Origin of the sequence: Pseudoxanthomonas sp., assembly GCF_035999195.1 — a bacterium.
GTDB lineage: Bacteria > Pseudomonadota > Gammaproteobacteria > Xanthomonadales > Xanthomonadaceae > Pseudoxanthomonas_A.
Genome location: NZ_DASYGY010000009.1, coordinates 1,971,122 through 1,987,031 on the forward strand (window position 1 = coordinate 1,971,122; position 15,910 = coordinate 1,987,031).

The following is a 15,910-nucleotide window of genomic DNA, read 5'->3' on the forward strand; positions in this document are numbered from 1 at the left end:
GCTGACTGGTCGCCCGATGGCATAGAACGCCAATTAGGAAAGGATTACTGCAAGAAGAACGCGCATCGGCCAACCCTCAAAAGATACTGGCACGCCGAAGGCCCACCGTCTCCCCACCGTTGCTTGTGAGCTTGACCTTGCGGACAGGCTCCTCCGTTTCCGCCCCATCAATGACTTTCATTACCTCCCGGAAGGCGGCGCGAAACGTGGAGTCGCTCGTCCATGCCGGCAGACCCTCGATCTTGTAGCGGAAACGAACGTGGGCCTCTTGGTAGCCGCCGTAGTCGGCGGGCCCCTCCCACTGCACCACGCCATCCGGTGTCATGTGGCCCCAGCAGAGCATAGCCTGTTGGGCACTGTGCGATCCGTCGACACGGTCATCTCGCTAGCGTCAGTTCCATCGAGTTCGACTCGGCACATCGACACCGCCGCTTGCGAACATCCGATCGGATCTTTGCCGTGCGCGCCGCCACGGCTTCGCGCCGGGCCGGCCCGCTAGGGCGTCGGGCGCGACGGCACACGGATGTCGAGGTCCATGGTCACCTCGCCTCCCCACCAGCGCTCGATGTGGTCGCGTGCGGCGAGCCGAAGGGTTCCCTGGTAGCGCCCGGGTGGAAGGTGGCCGTTGAGCGCGGGCTCGTAGCGGACCGAGTAAGCGAAACGACCGGGCTGGCCGTAGCACAGGTGGGTCACGTGCAGCGGCTTCGCGCAGCCTCCCTGCGTGCGCTGGCCGATCAGGACGACCTGCTGCTTCACTCCGGAGGAGGAGCGCGCATCCACGAAGAGAATCGATTCGGCGTCTCGCGAATACCACGCCAGCGCGCTGTCGCCCTCGCTCTGGCCATAGGTGACGAAGCCGACCCACTTGAGCCACGTGTTGACCGCGGTGCCGCCCGCCTGCGCGGGACCACCGGCGCTGGCCAGCGCGTGCCGCGCCGCGAACGCCGGCAGCACCGGCGCCGGCAGCCGCAGCTCGGCGACCTGCCGATGAGTATCCGTGCTGAATCCCAGACCCCAGCGCTGGTAGTACGGGCGCAGGTCACGCCCGGCGCCACGGCTGGTCTCGCGCACAAACCAGTCCTTCTTCTTGGCGACCGTATCGAACAGCGATGCGCCCTGCCCACGCGCGTAGGCTTCGCGATAGGCGCGGCCGAGGCGGCGGAACAGGTCGGGATGGCTCAGCCACAACTGGCCGAACAGGGTGAAGCGTTCAAATTCCGTGCCCCCGGCCATCTGGTCGAAGTTGCTCTGCTTGCCACTCTGCAGATAAGCCCCGACCGCCTCCCGGCTCCACCCCAGACGGCGAACATGGCTGTTCGGATGGCAAGCGTCGCGCTCGCCGTGGATAGAGTGGCACGCGGCGATCGAGTAGAGGTTGACCGACACTTCGGTCAACGCGTTCCGCCACGACCAGCCCATCTGGTACTGGTGCCCGTACTCGTGCCAGTCGCCCCAGTCGGTGGCCGAGGCCGGATATCCTCTGAAGCCGATGCGCACGAATCCTTCGCTGGAAGTCGCGCTGCAGCAGCCCTCGTAGGAAGCGGTGATGAGCCCGGCGCTCGGCCAGTGCAGGCGATCGGTTGCATGGCCGTCCAGCCCGTTGAGGCGGTCGTATGCCAGGGTCATCGCCAGGTGCTCGCGCATGAGCCGGCCGATGTCGATGCCGGCGGCCGCAGCGGCCTTCTCTTTGGGGACGTAGAACCGGGTGCGGCCGTTGAACATGAACACCTGACCCAGCGGATTCGGGCGCCGGGCGATGGACGGCCACTCCTCGAAGGGCGTGAGCCCGAACACGAATGCGTCGTGACGCAGGGACCCGGTGCCGATCTCCACCGGCACCTCTTCGCCGCTGTGCGCCATGCGCTTGCTTCCGTCGCGGCAGTCGATCAGCAGCATGCCCTGCCGGGTCGCCGTATACCAGGTCGTCCCCGGCCCGAGCATTCTGGTGTCGGCGATGCTGGCCGCCTCGTCGAAGTTCGAAGTAAGCGATGCGTAACAGGCGATGGTCCTGGGCAGCGACGCCGGCAGGCGAATCTGCGCGGTTTCCCCGGGCTGCATGTACACCTCGGTGAGGAAGCGCCCGCTCCTCGGATTGGAGGTGGTCCGCGCGCGCTCGTCCTCGGCGCGCTCGGTGACCGGGATCCGGTAAGCGCCGGCGTGCGCCTGCCCGTATATGCGTAGCGTCCGGTGCAGCCAATGCAGCGGGTGGGCGGTGTCGCCGGACCAATCGACCGCCTGCTCCGGGTCGGCATCGAGGTCGGCGCTATTCAAGCCGTACACCGACAGCGCGTCCTCGAATCCACGATGCCCGCGGTACGGCTCCCACCAAGGCCGGGATTGCGCGAGCGCGTCGGAAGCGAACAGCACGGTGATCAGCAGCAGTAGTTTCTTAGCAGCGGCAAGCATGGCAGGCGGTTTCGTGGGATTGGAGGTGAAGCAGTCTTCCCACGTGGCGCACGCCGGGCCATACAAGAGTTTGCAAGCATCGCGGGAATCCGCGCGCGGCGGACGTAGCGCGGAACGCCGGCGCGATGCGCCGATCGCGGCTTCATCGGGGCACGCGGGCGGCGGACTCGCCGAATGCCGGCGAGCAGCGGGCGGCCCCACGCAAAGAAAGAACTTCCGCGGGAAATCCGGTTCCAGCCAGGATCCAATGCCACTGTTGGGCGGCGACACGCTGGCGCGGCCGGCCTATGCCCGATCTTGCGCGGGCCGCTGGCCGCGCCTCCGCGATGCCTGCAGGCGCAATGGCGGACGCGTCGTCGCCAGGACCGGCCTGAGGCCGGCGCTACAGATGGTCCAGGCGCAGGATCGCGCGTGCGTTGACCGAGCCGGGCGACAGCGCGCCTACCCGCTTGTAGCGCACGCCGAACGCGGGCGCGGCATCGCTGGAGCGCTGCGTCCAGTTGGCGCCCATGCGCACCGGCACGCCGTTGCGCAGCAGTTGCAGGCGCACGCCACTGGCGGTGGAGCCCGACGCCGGCGACAGGTCCTCGCCGGTGTTCGCCGCGTTCGAGGCGTCGGTCAGCGTGAGACGGATCGGGCGCGCCGCGCCTAGGGTGCAGTTGAGCGACATGGTGAAGTCGGCTGCGGCGTCCACGGTGGCGCCGACGGCGGACAGGCTGGTCGGCTGGATGTCCTTGAGCGCCTGGTTGACGTTGGCGAGCGTGCACGTGCTCGGGTTGCCGAACGTCAGTCGCGGGGCGAGCCCGCTGTCGCTCGAGTCGCCACCGCCGCGCAGCCTGAAACCCGGGATGTAGCTCATTCCCGGCGGTAGTGGCGTACCCACGCCGGGCCGGTACCAGATCTCGTACCTAAGCACGACAGATCCCTGGCCCGTGTGTATCAGCTGGAAGGTCCTATCCATCATAGGATAGAGCCTCCCTCCCACTTCGAAGCCCAAGCCGATCTCCAGGCCCGCGTATTGACGATGGACGAAGCGCGAGCCGGATCCGAAGTTCCCGTTGTGCACCCAATCGCCGGTTCCCCCCAAATCGAACCACAAGGATGATGCGGGACCCGCGCAGTAAAATTGGCGGGTGGTCTCCAGCTTCTGGTACTGCGATACGGGATTTGACGGATCGATGTCGAACTGCCCATAGGTCCATTCGTAGGGGTTGGTCGTGCAGTCCGCGTAGGCCGCCTGCGAGCACGCGCCGACCAGGCAGGCCGCGATGGCGCGGAGCATGTGATTCACGAGGATCATGGCAGCGTCGGTTCGGCGGGAAAATTCGGCATCAGTTGGCGGTGGCGGTGGCTTCGACCGCCGCGCCGTAGTCGTCGATCCATTCGAACTTCACCGGACCGGCCTGGCTCGCGCGTGCGCCGAGCTTCAGCTTCAGCTCGTCGCCGGGGGCGACCATGCCGGGCGTTTCGGTCTTAGCGCTGCCGATCTCGGCGCTGCTGATGGACACGTGGTAGCGGGACGGGTTGTGCGCCACCAGATAGCTGGCGTCGCCATCCTGCAGCAGTCGCCAAGTCAGCGCGGCAGCGGCGTCGCGCGGCTTGCCTTCCATCTGGCCCGGGCGGAAGAACAGCTTGATCCGCGTGCGGATCGCCAGCTGCAGGTGGTTGCTGCCGGACGCCTCGTCGGAAACAGGCGGAATCTCCAGCACGTTGAGGTAGAACACGGACTCGCGATCGGCGGGTAACGGGTCGGCGATGCGCGGCGTGTAGACGATCCGCAGGGACTGGCCTTTCTTCGCTTCGATCCGGGTCAGCGGCGGCAGCAGCGCGAAAGGCACCTTCACTTTGCTCGCGTCCACGTCCGGCGCGCCGGCGTCGATCCAGCTCTGGGCCAGCACCGGAGTGCTCCCGGTATTGGTGAGTTGCACGGTCTTTTCCTTTTCGCCCGCGTCATATATGACGCGGGTGCCGAGAATGGTGATGCCGGCCATTGCCGGCGACCCGGCGGTGAAGCCGGCCAGCAGGATGGCCGCGGCCATGGTCTTGTGAAGCGAGCGCATATGAGCCTCCGGTAATCGGTTGCCCGGCCACTCGCCGGGCAACCGAAGCTTAGCGCTGTTTTACTGGTAGACCACGGTGAACACGGCATTGGTGTTGGCCAAGCCGGGGGTCGCCTGCCCGGTGGCGTGGAACGCCGCCAGGTAGTTCAGCGTCAGGGAGCCGTTGACGGTGCTGACGAACGAACCGGCGGTCGGGGCATGGTTGACCCGCTGCTTCTCGCCGGCCTGGTTGTAGATGGCAACCTGCACGTTGGAGGCGGCGTCCACGCCCGGAAGCAGGTTCAGGTGGCCGCTGGTCGCATCGGCGTTGGCCTGGCTGCCGAACATGACCGCGACCTGCTGGTTGTCGGCCACGCAGTCCAAGGTGATGGGCATGGCGGTCAGCGCGGCTTCGTCGCCGGCGGTGGCAAGCTGGCTGGCGTCAACACGGCCCAGGTCGATGTTGAGGTTGGCCGAGGCCGAGCCCACGGTGCAGGTGGACTGCACGATCTCGCCGGTGACGTTGAGCACGCCGGCCTGGGCGGCTAGGGGCGCGGTGGCGAGGCAGAGGGCGAGCAGGAGGGCGGTGTTTTTCTTCATGACGAAGTTTCCTTTGGATTGAGCCTTGCGGCGAGTGATGACCATGAGGTCGGGTTTTCAGATATGCACGATGACGAAGGTGGCGTTCGCGTCCGCGCGTCCCGGCGATACCCGACCAAGGGCGCGATAGACGAGCAGGTACTGCAGCCGGATCGGTCCGGCGATGACCGGGAGGTACTGACCCGGGTGCACCGAGCCGTCGAACCGCTTGCGGTTGCCTGCCGCGTCGTAGAGCGCAAGCCTCAGGTTCGCGGCCGCATTCGGACCCTGCGGGGCCAGATCGCCGGTGGCCGGGTCGTGGTGCGTGGGGCTTTCGAAGCCCAGCGCCACCTGCCCGCCCGCGGCAGCGCATTCCAGATCCACGAACCACGCGGTATGCGCGGCTTCGTCACCGGCCGCACGCAGGCGGTCCGCGTCCACGCGCGGCAGCGAAACCTCGAAGGTGTCCCCGCCCGACTTCACGGCGCAGGTGCCGGGCAGCACGCGTCCGGCCACCGCGACCACGCCGGCGTGCGCCGCATCCAGGTCCGCGCACACACAAGCGGCAAGCAGCGCGCAACTCTGGAGCTTGGGCCAGAAAGTGGTCATTCCATCCTCCGTTGTGGGCCGGGTAAGGCTCACTGGAACGCCAGGGTGACGGTGATTGCGGCGGCGACCCCGCCCTGGCGCGGCGCGTCGTTGTTGACCCTGAAGTACGAAACGGTCATTGGGAACCGGAACGTGGAGCCGTAGACAACATAGGCCCACCGCGTGCCGTTCTCGATGCGGTCGTCTGGGGTTTTGCGCCGCAGCGATATGGCCACGCCGGGGGCGGGGTTGGGCGCGGTGTTGTGCCACAGCCCCACGTCATTGACGTGCGGCCGGCCCGAAAACGTCATAGCGACGACACCGACGCCGCTACAGTTGGTCAGCACGAGCTCGACGTCGTGAATCGGACCTATCGAATTCTGGCTGGCCGCCACCTCGTCAGCGCGGATGTCCGGCAAGGTGAAATTGATGTCCTGGGCCGTACAGGTACCGGCCAGCACGCGACCGTTGAGATTGATCGAGGCCGTGGCGGACTGGGCATGGGCTTGACCGCTCCAGGCGAGAACGACGGCAGCGATGAGCAACGCGCGACGGATCATTGGTACGCGACCTCCACGGTGATGTTGGCCAGCACGTCGCCGCGCGACGGGGCTGATCCACCGACCCACCAGTACCCGGTATGGAAATCGAACACCGCGTCCGCGCCTGACACGGCGAGTGCGTGGGTGCTGCCCGGGCGTATCGTCTGCCCCTTGGCCACCAGCCAGACCGCGATGTCCTGCGGGCCAGTGGACGCTTCGTTGGCGAAACGCCCGGCATCCACAGGGTTTGCGGCGCCGCGGAACGTCATCTCGATGCCGGTGACGCCGGCGCAGCCGGAGAAGAGCAGCTGCGCCGGCTCGCGATGCGCACCGAACGCGCCAGGCTGCGCAGGCAGATCGGCCAGCGAGATGTCCGGCAGCGTCACCGACACGTCGTCGACGCTGCAAGTGCCGGCGGTGACCCGCCCCTGTATGGCGATCCGGCTTTGCGCGTCGGCCACCGCGGGAAAGAGCGCCGCCAGCGTTGCGGCCATCACAGCGAGTTTGAGGTTCATGGGGCTGCCCTAGCAGTGTGATCGATGATTTGATGTTGAAAGGTTAGGCGGCGGCGGCGTGGCTCGAAATGCAACTTGTACGAAGTTGTCCGGGCGCGTCGGGTGCGCGGACGACGACGAAACCGCGAACTCCTTCGCCGCTGCGCAGCGGACGATCGGCGCGCGCGGCGTCGCGGCGCATCACTGGTATGCCATCTCCACGGTGATGTTGGCCAGCACGTCGCCGCGCGACGGGGCTGATCCACCGACCCACCAGTACCCGGTATAGAAATCGAACACCGCGTCCGCGCCTGACACGGCGAGCGTGCGGGTGCTGCCCGGGCTTATCGTCTCCCCATCGGTAAGTAGCCAGACCGTGATGTCCTGCGGGCCAGTGGACGCTTCGTTGACGAAACGCCAGGTATCGGAAGGATGCGCGCCGCCGCGGAACGTCATCTCGATGCCGGTGACGGCTGCGCAGCCGGAGAAGACCAGCTGCCCGTGCTCGCGGATGCCGCTAAACACGCCAGGCTGCGCAGGCAGATCGGCCAGCGAGACGTCCGGCAGCGTCACCGACACGTCGTCAACGCTGCAGGTGCCGGCGGTGACCCACCCCTTTATGGCGATGCGCGTTCGCCAGCGTCGCGACAAACGCCGCAAGCGGCGCGACCAACAAAGTGATGAGGATTTTCATGGCCTGGACCCTATGAATGCTTGGAGGCTTTCAACGGGTGGTTCGATGGCGGGCTCGACGGCCGCCGCCGACCATGCAAGTTCCACGAAGTCGTTCGGGCGAATCGATCACCGGGCGAGCCCGGCGCTCTGCAGCCCGGCCGGTTCGCAGCGGGCCTCAATCCAGCGCAGACCGTCCGCGTCGGCTTCGGCTGGCGCGGCGTATTGCAGGACGCAGCTGCCGTCCTCGCCCTCGACCTGCAACCGGCCTTCGAGCTGGCCGCGGATCTGGATGAGGCCGCCCTGGCCGACCATGCCCACGACCTCTCCGCTGTCGTCGCGCACCTGCGCGCCGAAAGGAGAGAGCGGCTGGCCGTCGGCGGTGCTGGCTTGGATGAAGATGTTGGCGTCGGTGCGGGTCGGGAAGTGGACGAACACCGCCGAACCCGCGGTGGGCGCGACGCGCTGCGCGGTCTGCAGCAGTTCGACGTCGAGCGGGATGCCGTTGGGATCCAGCTTCACCTCGTTCCAGCGATACGGCGAGAGCTGGCTGACGATGCCGACGCCGTTGCCAGCGATGCGACTGACGCCGCTGCCCAGGCGTGCGCCGGTCGCGCCGGGCGCCTGCACGATGGCGAAGGTTTCGCCCAGCGGCGGCGCGAAGTTGATGCCCTGGCGATGGGCGACGATGGCGCCCGCGGCCGAGGCCGTTACCTGGCCGTTGCCCGCGCTGTTGGCGTAGGCGGCGCTGAAATCGCCCACCGAGGTGCGGTAGTGCGCGCCGACCCGATAGGAGGTGCCGGCCTCGTCATGAGCGACCCCGGCGTGGTAGTTGAGGCGCTCGCCGGCACGCCCGTTCAGGTCCAACTGTGTGAGTTGCCCGTCGCGGGCGTGCTGGGTGCTGCCGTGGAACAGCGGGGCGCGCTCGCCGCGGCCCAGCGGCAGGCTGAAGGAAAGCTGCACGCTGTCGTCGCGCCGGCCGTACTGGTCGGTCACGCGCTGTGCGGTGAAGCTGTAGTTGACCGAGCGGAAGCCGGACTGGAAGCCGATCTGGTAATCGCTGGACTGGCCAGCATTGGCCCAGTACGACGCGTAACCGCCGCGCGCGAAGAACGTCGAGCGCTCACCGATGCGCTGGGAGAAATCGATCTGCACGCGGTGGCGCGCGCGGACCAGGTCCTCGATCCCGTTGCCGGCCGCGTTCAGCGCGGCGGCTTCGGCCAGGGTCAGGTAGCCCGAGGTGCTATAACGGTAGGCGGCGATGCCGAAGTTGGTGCCACTGGAGGCGATGTGGCGCTGATAGTTCAGGCGCATGCTGGTGCCGCCGACGCGCTGACCGCCGAGCAGGTCGGCGCGCGATACGGTCACGTCGGCGCCGAACGCGCCCCAGGCGGTATTGAGCGCGCCGCCGGCGACCACCGCGGCGTAGTGCCGTCCGGTCTGGGCGCCGCCCATCAGCGTCCAGCGGTTGCTCAGGCCGCGGGCCCAACTCGCCTGCGCGAAGCGCGTGTCGTTGGCCGCCAGGTACGGATCGCGCAGCTGGCCGGCGACGAACTCGAAGCGGGTCGAGCCCTTGCGCAGCGCCAGCGGCACCGCGGAGAAGGCGACGGTGAACTTCTGTTTGCCGCCGTCGGCCTCCTCGACGGTGACCTCCAGGTCGCCGCTGTAATTGGTGGGGTAGAGATCGTCGATTTCGAACGGGCCGGGCGCCACGTCGATGTCGTAGACGACGAAGCCGTTCTGGCGGATCACGACCTTCGCGTCGGTGCGCGCATTGCCGCGCACTACAGGCGCGTAGCCGCGCAGCGCGTCCGGCAGCATCCGGTCGTCGTTGGAGAAATCCACGCCGGTGAACGCGACGCTGTCGAACAGGTCGCCACGCGTGCTGCTCTCGCCGATCAGCAGCCGGCTGCCCCACTTGGGTAGCGCACGCTCGGCGTAGGTCGCCACGCGCTGGTAGCTGGAGACCTCGCCGTTGTGCCGCCAAGCGCCGCGATGGCGGATCCGCCAGGCACCCAGATTCATGCCGCTGTTCACGCTGGCCGACAGATCGGTACCATTCTGCGACCGGCGCAGGCCGAGGTTGTAGTTGACGAACGCGGTGCTGGCGCCGTGGTCGAGCAGCGCGACCGGCACGTGACCGCGTGGGGAGCCGTTCAACGCGGCATGCGGAATGCTCAGCACCAGGTTGAGCTCGGACACCACGTAGTCGACGTTCGCGCCCGGCACCCGCGATTCCAGGTCCACGCAGGCGTCGGCCTGCTCGGCGACGCCCGCCAGCAGCGAAGGCTTGAGGTCGGCCAGCGCGAGGACGTCCGCGGTCAGGCAAGGCTTGGCCTGCGCCGAACCCTCTTCGGCGAGGAACGTCACTTCGCGCCGCGCCAGCCGGGTGCCGTTGACTTCGATGTCCAGCAAGTAGGTGCCCGGATCGACGGAGGTGCCGCGGGAGAATCGCTCCAGGTCTACCCCTTGGGCGCCGATCAGGAACGCGCTGTTGAATTCGACCTCCTCGCCCGCGCCCGCCGCGCTCGCCTGGACGTCGGCGAAAGGCAGCCCGGACGTGATCAGCAGGATCGCCAGCGCCAGTTCCCGGCGGACCGGCCTGGCATGCGTAGTTTGCGAGCGTTTGTTCTTGGCGATCATGGGTGTCACTCCCGGCCTTCAAGCCCTGCCAGCGCATCGGGCGCCTGCGCCGCGAACCGCTGCTTCTGTTGCGGTGAATGCTGCGATCACGCGCCTGGCAGATAAATGCAACTACTACGAATCCGGCGCGGGCCCGGTCCGGTCAGCGCGGTTCGCGACGCTTGCGTCCGACTCGGCTGCGCCGCGACCTTCGCTCAGGGCCAGGGCGTGCCGCCCCTGGACAGCGCCGGCACGCCCGCTTTGCGCAGCGCGCCGGAAGACAGTTGGCGATGGAAGTACGCCTCCAGGAAAGGCAGGTAGTGCCACTCGTGCGGCGCATCGTCGACGAAGCCGGTCACCGCTTCGGCGATAGCCTGCTGCATGCACTCCTCGCCGCCATGGGCGATCCGCGCGAACGCGTGGAACGCGCCTACAGGACCGGTGTCCATGCGATGCCCGACCAGCATGCAGTCGGCCTTCGCGCGATGCGCCAGCGCGACCAGCCCGCCGGCCAACTGCGCCTGGCGCCCGAATATGCCGCAAGCGCGCGGCTCGCCGAAGCGGATCCTGCCGATGGCTGACGGCAGGTCTACGAAGCCGATCACCAGCTGCCCGTTGCGCAGCCGACGCATCACCGTCAGCGCGAGCGTCGGATCCTTCAACTCGCTGACGTCCACGCGGTATCCCAGGTGTTCCAAGCTCTTGAGCGAGCGATGCACGCGCTCGCTGATGCCGTCCACCACCGGCACGAACACCTGGCGCCCCTTGCCGTAGCGCTCGATCAGGTGCGCGACCGTCAGCCGGTACTCGCCGGTGTGCACCACGCCGATGAGCGGCGGCCGGCCGTGGATGCCTTCGCACACGCCGTCCGCAGCGTGCCAGGCCGGACGGCGCGCGCGCCGCAGCAGGGCGGCCGGCTGGTCCTGTTCGTATTGCAGGAAACGCGCGTCACGCAGCAGCGCGGTGGCGACGTGGCGTGTGGCGCCGCGCTCGGCCGCTTCGTCGCGGATGCCCAGCAGCCCGAGGTTAGCGATGCAGCTCCGGTAGTGGCCCCCGCGCGCCGCCGCCGGCAGCGCGGCGATCGCCGAAGCCAGCCGCGCGACATCCAGCGGCGTGCGCTCGTCCAGCGCGCCAAGCGCGCGCACCAGCCCTTCGCGCAGGTGGGCCGCGGCCGCGGCGGCGGCCAGCCCGAGCGCCCTCATGCCGGCCGCCGCACATCGGCGCCGCGCGCGTGCAGGGTGCCATCGCGCATCGTGTACACCTGGTCGCAGGCGCCGGCCAACGCCGGATCGTGCGTGGCGATGACACACTTGATCTGCAACTGCGTGATCGTGGCGACGATATGGTCGCGAGAGGCTCCGTCGAGGTGCGTGGTGGGCTCGTCCAGCAGAAGGACCTCGGGCCGGCGATACAACGCGCGCGCCAACAGGATCCGCTGCCGCTGCCCGGAGGAGAGCTGCACGCCGCCCGCACCGAGCAGGGTGTTGTAGCCGTTGGGTAGTTGGCGGATCGCTTCGGCTAGGCCACATTGCGCCACCACGCCGTCCAGCCGCTCGACGTCCAGCTCTTCGTCGAGGGTGATGTTGTCGCGCACACTGCGGTCGAGCATCTCCTCGTTGCCCGCGATCAGTGCGACCTGGCGCCGGTAGGCGCTCAGCCCGACCCGCTCCAGCTCGATGCCGTTCACCGACACCCGCCCGGCGTCGAGCGCATAGAGCCCGGCGAGCACGCGCAGCAGCGTGCTCTTGCCGCAGCCGGACGCGCCATAGATCGCGCATTTGCCGCGCCTTTCGATGGCCAGCGAGACACGCTCGAAAACCGGCGTCTCGTAGGCGCCGTAGGCGAAAGTGCCGTTCTCGATCGCCAGCCGCTCGATCGGGTCCGCGCCAGGGTTGGCGTTGCCCTGGTAGCCCTGCGGCACCTGGTTTTCCTGCTCGCAATGGACGACGTCATCCAGCCGCCGCTTCTCCACTTCCAGGATACGCAGGCCCGAGTAGCGCTCCATCGAGCGCAGCGCGCAGTTCATGAACAGGTCCTTGTACATGACGAACGCAAACAGGTCGCCGACGCTGTTGTCGCCAGCCAGCACCGCCTTAGCGCCCAGCCAGCACAGCAGCAGCGAATGCGCATGGCCTAGCGCTTCGTGGATGACCGAGGTCATCTGCTGCATGCGCTCGACCTTGGCGCGCGCGACCTCGGTGGCCGCTTGCTGGTTGGCCCAGGCCGCGACCTTGGCTGACTCGTAGCCGTACTGCTTAATCGTGTCGATCGACACCAGGGTGCCGATGAAGGTACCGTCGCGCTCGATCTGGGCGTCGATCGACCTGGCATGCAGGCGCTCCATGAGCGGCATCGTCACCTTGCGCAGCGCCAGGAACACCGTGCAGACCAGCAGCGACACTGCGGCCAATTCCAGGTTGATGGTCGCGATCAGCACCAGGAACACCGCGCCGAACACCAAGTCGATGGCGATGTCTATCCAGCCGGAGATAAGGCTGGTGTGCAGCATGTCCACCGCCTGGGTGCGCCGCAACAGGTCGGCCACGCTGCGCCGCTCGAAGAAGGCGTAGGGCGCGCGCAGCAGCTTGGCGAGCAGCCCGGTGGAGGCATCCAGGTTCACCGCCACGCGCAGGCGCGATTCCAGCCAGACCCGCAGCGATGCGGCGGCAAACTTGATGGCGAAGAACGCGCCGAACACGTACAGCAGCACGTACAGCAGGTCGGTGTCGCTCTTGACGATCACCTCGTCCACGGTGATCGAGAACAGCTTGGGCGCGGCCACGCCCACCAGTTGCACCAGGATCGCCAGCGCAGCGAGCAGCGCCAGGTGGCGCGCGATCCAAGGATTGGCGCGCAACAGTGCGCCGAGCGAGAACGGTTGGGCCTTGGCGCTGGCGGGCGCGGATTCGCGCGTGAACGACGCACCGGGAATCAGTTCCAGCGCTGCGCCGCTGAAGTAGCGTGCCGCTTCACCCCAGCCGTAGCGACGGCGCCCAATTGCCGGGTCGACGATCTCGATGCCGTCGTGGCGGACCGCTTCCAGCACCACGAAATGGTGATTGTTCCAGAATAGGATTGCCGGCCGCCGGAGCTGGCGCAGGTGCTCCATGCCCAGCGAGAGCGGTCGCGCGGTCGCGCCGTATTCACTGGCGATCCGGATCAGCTGGTAAAGCGACAGGCCGTCGCGCGAGACCTTGTGGCGCGCGCGTAGCGTGGCCAGCGGGACTTGCTTGCCGTGCGCGGACAGCACCATCGCCAGGCACGCCAGGCCGCATTCGGCCATCTCCGACTGCATGACCGGGGCGATCTTGCGCAGCGTGGCTTCGCGCGGGAGCGCCTCGTCGAATAGGGGGTCCGCTTGGTTCATTTCATTTCTCCGCCGGCGCCGAAGATGCGTGCGCCTGCCTGCGCTCCAGGCCCTTGCTTACTGGCAGGAACAGCCATTGGGCGAGGCTGAGCTTCTCGTGTCGGACGCTCGCGCCGACGGTCATGCCGTCGAGCAGGCGATCGGGATGGATACGGTCGAAGGAGGCGTCGTCGAGCCGGACCCGCACTTCGTAGGACGCCTCGTCGGAAGAGCCGCCCGCTTCGCGGCGCTGGGTGGTGCCCGGGGCGACGTGCGCGACCCGTCCGCGCAGCAGCCCAAAGCGTTCGTAGGGGAACGCGTCCACGCGCAGTGTCACCGGCGCGCCCACCTGAGTCATACCGACGGCGCTTGACGGCACGTCGAGCAGCACGAACGGCTCTGAAGGGGCGCCGGTGCGCAGCAACATGATGGGCCGACCCGGCGCGACTTCCTGCCCTGCGCGTACATGGACCGTGTCCACGGTGCCGGCGGCAGGGGCAAATACGAAGAACGCGCCGCGGCCCTGCGCGGTGCTGAGCCGATCGGCAATGTCGCTGCGCTGCATTACTAGGTCGGTCAGCTGGGCCTCGAGTGCGCTGTCGGCGCTGATCCGCGCCTGGCCCAGTTCATACCGGCGCTGGGTCAGCGCATGTACGGCCGCGCGGTTCGCGGTAAGTTCCTGCAGCAACGCGTCGTGCGTGGCGTCGATGTCCTCCAGCTGCGCGGTGGAAACGTAGCGCTCCCGGTGCAGCGCTTGGTAGCGCTCGCGCGTGCTCGCGGAGACCTCCACGCGGCGCTCCAGCAGCCGCCGCGAATCGGCATGCGCGCGCGTCTCCTCGTCGAGCTGCTGCAGGCGGCCCTGCAAGCTGCGCAACTCGGATGCGTGCGCCGACCGCGCCTGCGCGATGCGCGCGTCGATCCGCACCAGCAGCTCTTCGAAGCGCTCGACCGATGCCGCGGAAGAAGCGGTGCCGGCGCCGGCCAGCGTATCGGATTCGGCGGTGCGCACGCGCGCCAGCGGCTGGCCCTGAACGACGGCCGCGCTGCGCTTGACCAGCAGCTGCTCGATGAATCCAGGGCGGTCGACGCCAACGCGGGCGATGTTGCCGGTCACCACGTAGCCGCCCACCTCTTCAGTGCGGCCGTAGCGGCCATGGGTCAGCACCGCTATGAGCACAAGCGCCAGCACCAGCACCAGGCCGGCGACAGCAGCCAGCGACAGCGTTGAGCGCGGGGCGATCTTTCCGAGTTCTATCATGGCTTCAATCGTGGCGCGACGACGTTTTTGGCGCCACGCCACGAGCTCACTGGATCAGCACCAGTTCCACGGCAACAGCTTGCTGCCATTGCCGGTGATGACCATCGCAAAGGCGGCGGTCGCCGCGGCCAGCAGGGCGTAGCCGATCAGCCAGGGAAACCCGCCGCGGACGTTCGCCGCGTCGTTCATCGACATCTCAACCATTGTTGTCTTCCTCTTGGTTCATGCTGCTCGTGCAGCGACGCCATGTTGTGGCGCACGAACCAGGGCCGACATACAAAAAGTTGCATTCCATGCGGCAGCCAGAGTGCGCCAGTGCGGTCGCCGGGAGCGCCGATTCGCGCGGGCTTGTCGCAGCGCCACAGAGACCACTCGCATCGATAGGCGGACCGTGCGCGCCGCATGCAGCGCCGGTGTCGGCGCGATGTGTTCGCGCATGCCGGGAAGTGCCGTTCTCTCTCTCGCGCGCGCACGACCGGGTCGTCGATCGCCGCCGGCCGGGCGCCGCGTGCGATTTGCGCGACATTGCCCGATGAGCGCTTGGCTGCGCGGCCCACAATCCACGTCCACCAAGAACGACACGCTGACGCCGACAACGATTCGTCACGAGTGCGGCGGCGCTCCACCTTTCGCGCGAACACCCGCCGGTTCGCGGGCCGCCGGGCGAAGAACGACGCAGGTTCAGCCGCCCAGCCCTTCCTCGCGCAGGAACTCGAACAGTTCGGCGTCATTGTGAATGCCGAGCTTGCGCATCGCATCGGATTTCTGGCGGCTGATCGTGGTCACGCTGCGGTGGAGCTGCGCGGCGATCTGGGTTACCGTCAGACCGGTGGCCAGCAGCCGCAGCACCTCCATCTCGCGTGGCGACGGAGCCTTGGTGCCGGCCGGCGTCACCGCTTCGCTGCCGATCTCGGCGATACGGTCTTTCAGCCCGCGGCTGACGTAGGTGCTGCCGCGATGCACGGTCTGAATGGCCATTGGTAGCTCATCCAGCGAAGCGGCCTTGTCGATCAGTCCGAGCACGCCCTGCGCGGCCACCAGGCGCAGGATGCCCAGGTTGTTGGCCATGCTCAGCATCAGGATTGGCAGCTTGGGATGGCGGCGGCGGATGTAGCTCAGCATCGCCAGCCCGTCCGGCTGCTGCCCGCCGGGCATCGAGAAGTCGGTGACCAAAACGTCGCAGACGGTTTCATCCAGCGCCTTGAAGAGTTCGTCTGTGCCGCTGGCCTCGGCGACCACGTCGGCCACGCCACTGTTCTCGATCAGCGCCTTGGCGCCGATGCGCACCACCGGATGATCGTCTGCAAGGATGACTCGAACGCGCATGAGCTAGACTCGGTTAGTAGGCCGAAGGACCTGAGGAA

At 67.8% G+C, this 15,910-nt stretch carries 15 protein-coding genes; all 15 read right to left on the reverse strand.

Annotation, left to right across the window (positions count from 1 at the left end):
• Window positions 1-76: 76 nt before the first annotated feature.
• Complete coding sequence (locus VGN58_RS16205; RefSeq protein ID WP_327484206.1) at window positions 77-325, reverse strand: hypothetical protein; 249 nt, start codon at window positions 323-325, stop codon at window positions 77-79.
• 170 nt (window positions 326-495) lie between these two features.
• Complete coding sequence (locus VGN58_RS16210; protein WP_327484207.1) at window positions 496-2,406, reverse strand: M60 family metallopeptidase; 1,911 nt, start codon at window positions 2,404-2,406, stop codon at window positions 496-498.
• A gap of 382 nt (window positions 2,407-2,788) precedes the next feature.
• A complete protein-coding gene (locus tag VGN58_RS16215) occupies window positions 2,789-3,706 on the reverse strand; it encodes a hypothetical protein (protein ID WP_327484208.1) in 918 nt (305 codons plus the stop codon).
• A 31-nt stretch (window positions 3,707-3,737) separates the two neighbouring features.
• Window positions 3,738-4,466 (reverse strand): fimbrial biogenesis chaperone, encoded by a 729-nt coding sequence (locus VGN58_RS16220; protein WP_327484209.1) that lies wholly within the window; start codon window positions 4,464-4,466, stop codon window positions 3,738-3,740.
• Window positions 4,467-4,526: 60 nt separating this feature from the next.
• Complete coding sequence (locus VGN58_RS16225; protein ID WP_327484210.1) at window positions 4,527-5,045, reverse strand: fimbrial protein; 519 nt, start codon at window positions 5,043-5,045, stop codon at window positions 4,527-4,529.
• 57 nt (window positions 5,046-5,102) lie between these two features.
• Window positions 5,103-5,633, reverse strand: coding sequence for a fimbrial protein (locus VGN58_RS16230; RefSeq protein WP_327484211.1), 531 nt, complete (start codon window positions 5,631-5,633; stop codon window positions 5,103-5,105).
• A gap of 29 nt (window positions 5,634-5,662) precedes the next feature.
• Window positions 5,663-6,172, reverse strand: a complete 510-nt coding sequence (locus VGN58_RS16235) for a fimbrial protein (protein ID WP_327484212.1) — start codon at window positions 6,170-6,172, stop codon at window positions 5,663-5,665.
• Window positions 6,169-6,648: a fimbrial protein gene (locus VGN58_RS16240; RefSeq protein ID WP_327484213.1), complete on the reverse strand. Its 480-nt coding sequence runs from the start codon at window positions 6,646-6,648 to the stop codon at window positions 6,169-6,171. The genes VGN58_RS16235 and VGN58_RS16240 overlap by 4 nt, the downstream gene beginning before the upstream one ends.
• Before the next feature lie 201 nt (window positions 6,649-6,849).
• Window positions 6,850-7,227 (reverse strand): hypothetical protein, encoded by a 378-nt coding sequence (locus VGN58_RS16245; protein WP_327484214.1) that lies wholly within the window; start codon window positions 7,225-7,227, stop codon window positions 6,850-6,852.
• 222 nt (window positions 7,228-7,449) lie between these two features.
• Window positions 7,450-9,963 (reverse strand): fimbria/pilus outer membrane usher protein, encoded by a 2,514-nt coding sequence (locus VGN58_RS16250; protein ID WP_327484215.1) that lies wholly within the window; start codon window positions 9,961-9,963, stop codon window positions 7,450-7,452.
• A 194-nt stretch (window positions 9,964-10,157) separates the two neighbouring features.
• Window positions 10,158-11,144, reverse strand: a complete 987-nt coding sequence (locus tag VGN58_RS16255) for a hypothetical protein (RefSeq protein WP_327484216.1) — start codon at window positions 11,142-11,144, stop codon at window positions 10,158-10,160.
• On the reverse strand, window positions 11,141-13,309 hold the full coding sequence (locus VGN58_RS16260) for a peptidase domain-containing ABC transporter (protein WP_327484217.1): 2,169 nt from the start codon (window positions 13,307-13,309) through the stop codon (window positions 11,141-11,143). Before VGN58_RS16260 ends, VGN58_RS16255 begins: the two co-directional genes overlap by 4 nt.
• 1 nt (window position 13,310) lies before the next feature.
• Window positions 13,311-14,588, reverse strand: coding sequence for an HlyD family secretion protein (locus tag VGN58_RS16265; RefSeq protein ID WP_327484218.1), 1,278 nt, complete (start codon window positions 14,586-14,588; stop codon window positions 13,311-13,313).
• Window positions 14,589-14,600: 12 nt separating this feature from the next.
• Window positions 14,601-14,750, reverse strand: coding sequence for a hypothetical protein (locus VGN58_RS16270; protein ID WP_327484219.1), 150 nt, complete (start codon window positions 14,748-14,750; stop codon window positions 14,601-14,603).
• A gap of 477 nt (window positions 14,751-15,227) precedes the next feature.
• On the reverse strand, window positions 15,228-15,872 hold the full coding sequence (locus tag VGN58_RS16275; RefSeq protein WP_327484220.1) for a response regulator transcription factor: 645 nt from the start codon (window positions 15,870-15,872) through the stop codon (window positions 15,228-15,230).
• Window positions 15,873-15,910: the final 38 nt, after the last annotated feature.

Coding starts and splice junctions, on each gene's coding strand:
- VGN58_RS16205 (WP_327484206.1), bottom strand. CDS start 325: ATGACACCGGATGGCGTGGTGCAGTGGGAGGGGCCCGCCGACTACGGC.
- VGN58_RS16210 (WP_327484207.1), bottom strand. CDS start 2,406: ATGCTTGCCGCTGCTAAGAAACTACTGCTGCTGATCACCGTGCTGTTC.
- VGN58_RS16215 (WP_327484208.1), bottom strand. CDS start 3,706: ATGATCCTCGTGAATCACATGCTCCGCGCCATCGCGGCCTGCCTGGTC.
- VGN58_RS16220 (WP_327484209.1), bottom strand. CDS start 4,466: ATGCGCTCGCTTCACAAGACCATGGCCGCGGCCATCCTGCTGGCCGGC.
- VGN58_RS16225 (WP_327484210.1), bottom strand. CDS start 5,045: ATGAAGAAAAACACCGCCCTCCTGCTCGCCCTCTGCCTCGCCACCGCG.
- VGN58_RS16230 (WP_327484211.1), bottom strand. CDS start 5,633: ATGACCACTTTCTGGCCCAAGCTCCAGAGTTGCGCGCTGCTTGCCGCT.
- VGN58_RS16235 (WP_327484212.1), bottom strand. CDS start 6,172: ATGATCCGTCGCGCGTTGCTCATCGCTGCCGTCGTTCTCGCCTGGAGC.
- VGN58_RS16240 (WP_327484213.1), bottom strand. CDS start 6,648: ATGGCCGCAACGCTGGCGGCGCTCTTTCCCGCGGTGGCCGACGCGCAA.
- VGN58_RS16250 (WP_327484215.1), bottom strand. CDS start 9,963: ATGATCGCCAAGAACAAACGCTCGCAAACTACGCATGCCAGGCCGGTC.
- VGN58_RS16255 (WP_327484216.1), bottom strand. CDS start 11,144: ATGAGGGCGCTCGGGCTGGCCGCCGCCGCGGCCGCGGCCCACCTGCGC.
- VGN58_RS16260 (WP_327484217.1), bottom strand. CDS start 13,309: ATGAACCAAGCGGACCCCCTATTCGACGAGGCGCTCCCGCGCGAAGCC.
- VGN58_RS16270 (WP_327484219.1), bottom strand. CDS start 14,750: ATGGTTGAGATGTCGATGAACGACGCGGCGAACGTCCGCGGCGGGTTT.
- VGN58_RS16275 (WP_327484220.1), bottom strand. CDS start 15,872: ATGCGCGTTCGAGTCATCCTTGCAGACGATCATCCGGTGGTGCGCATC.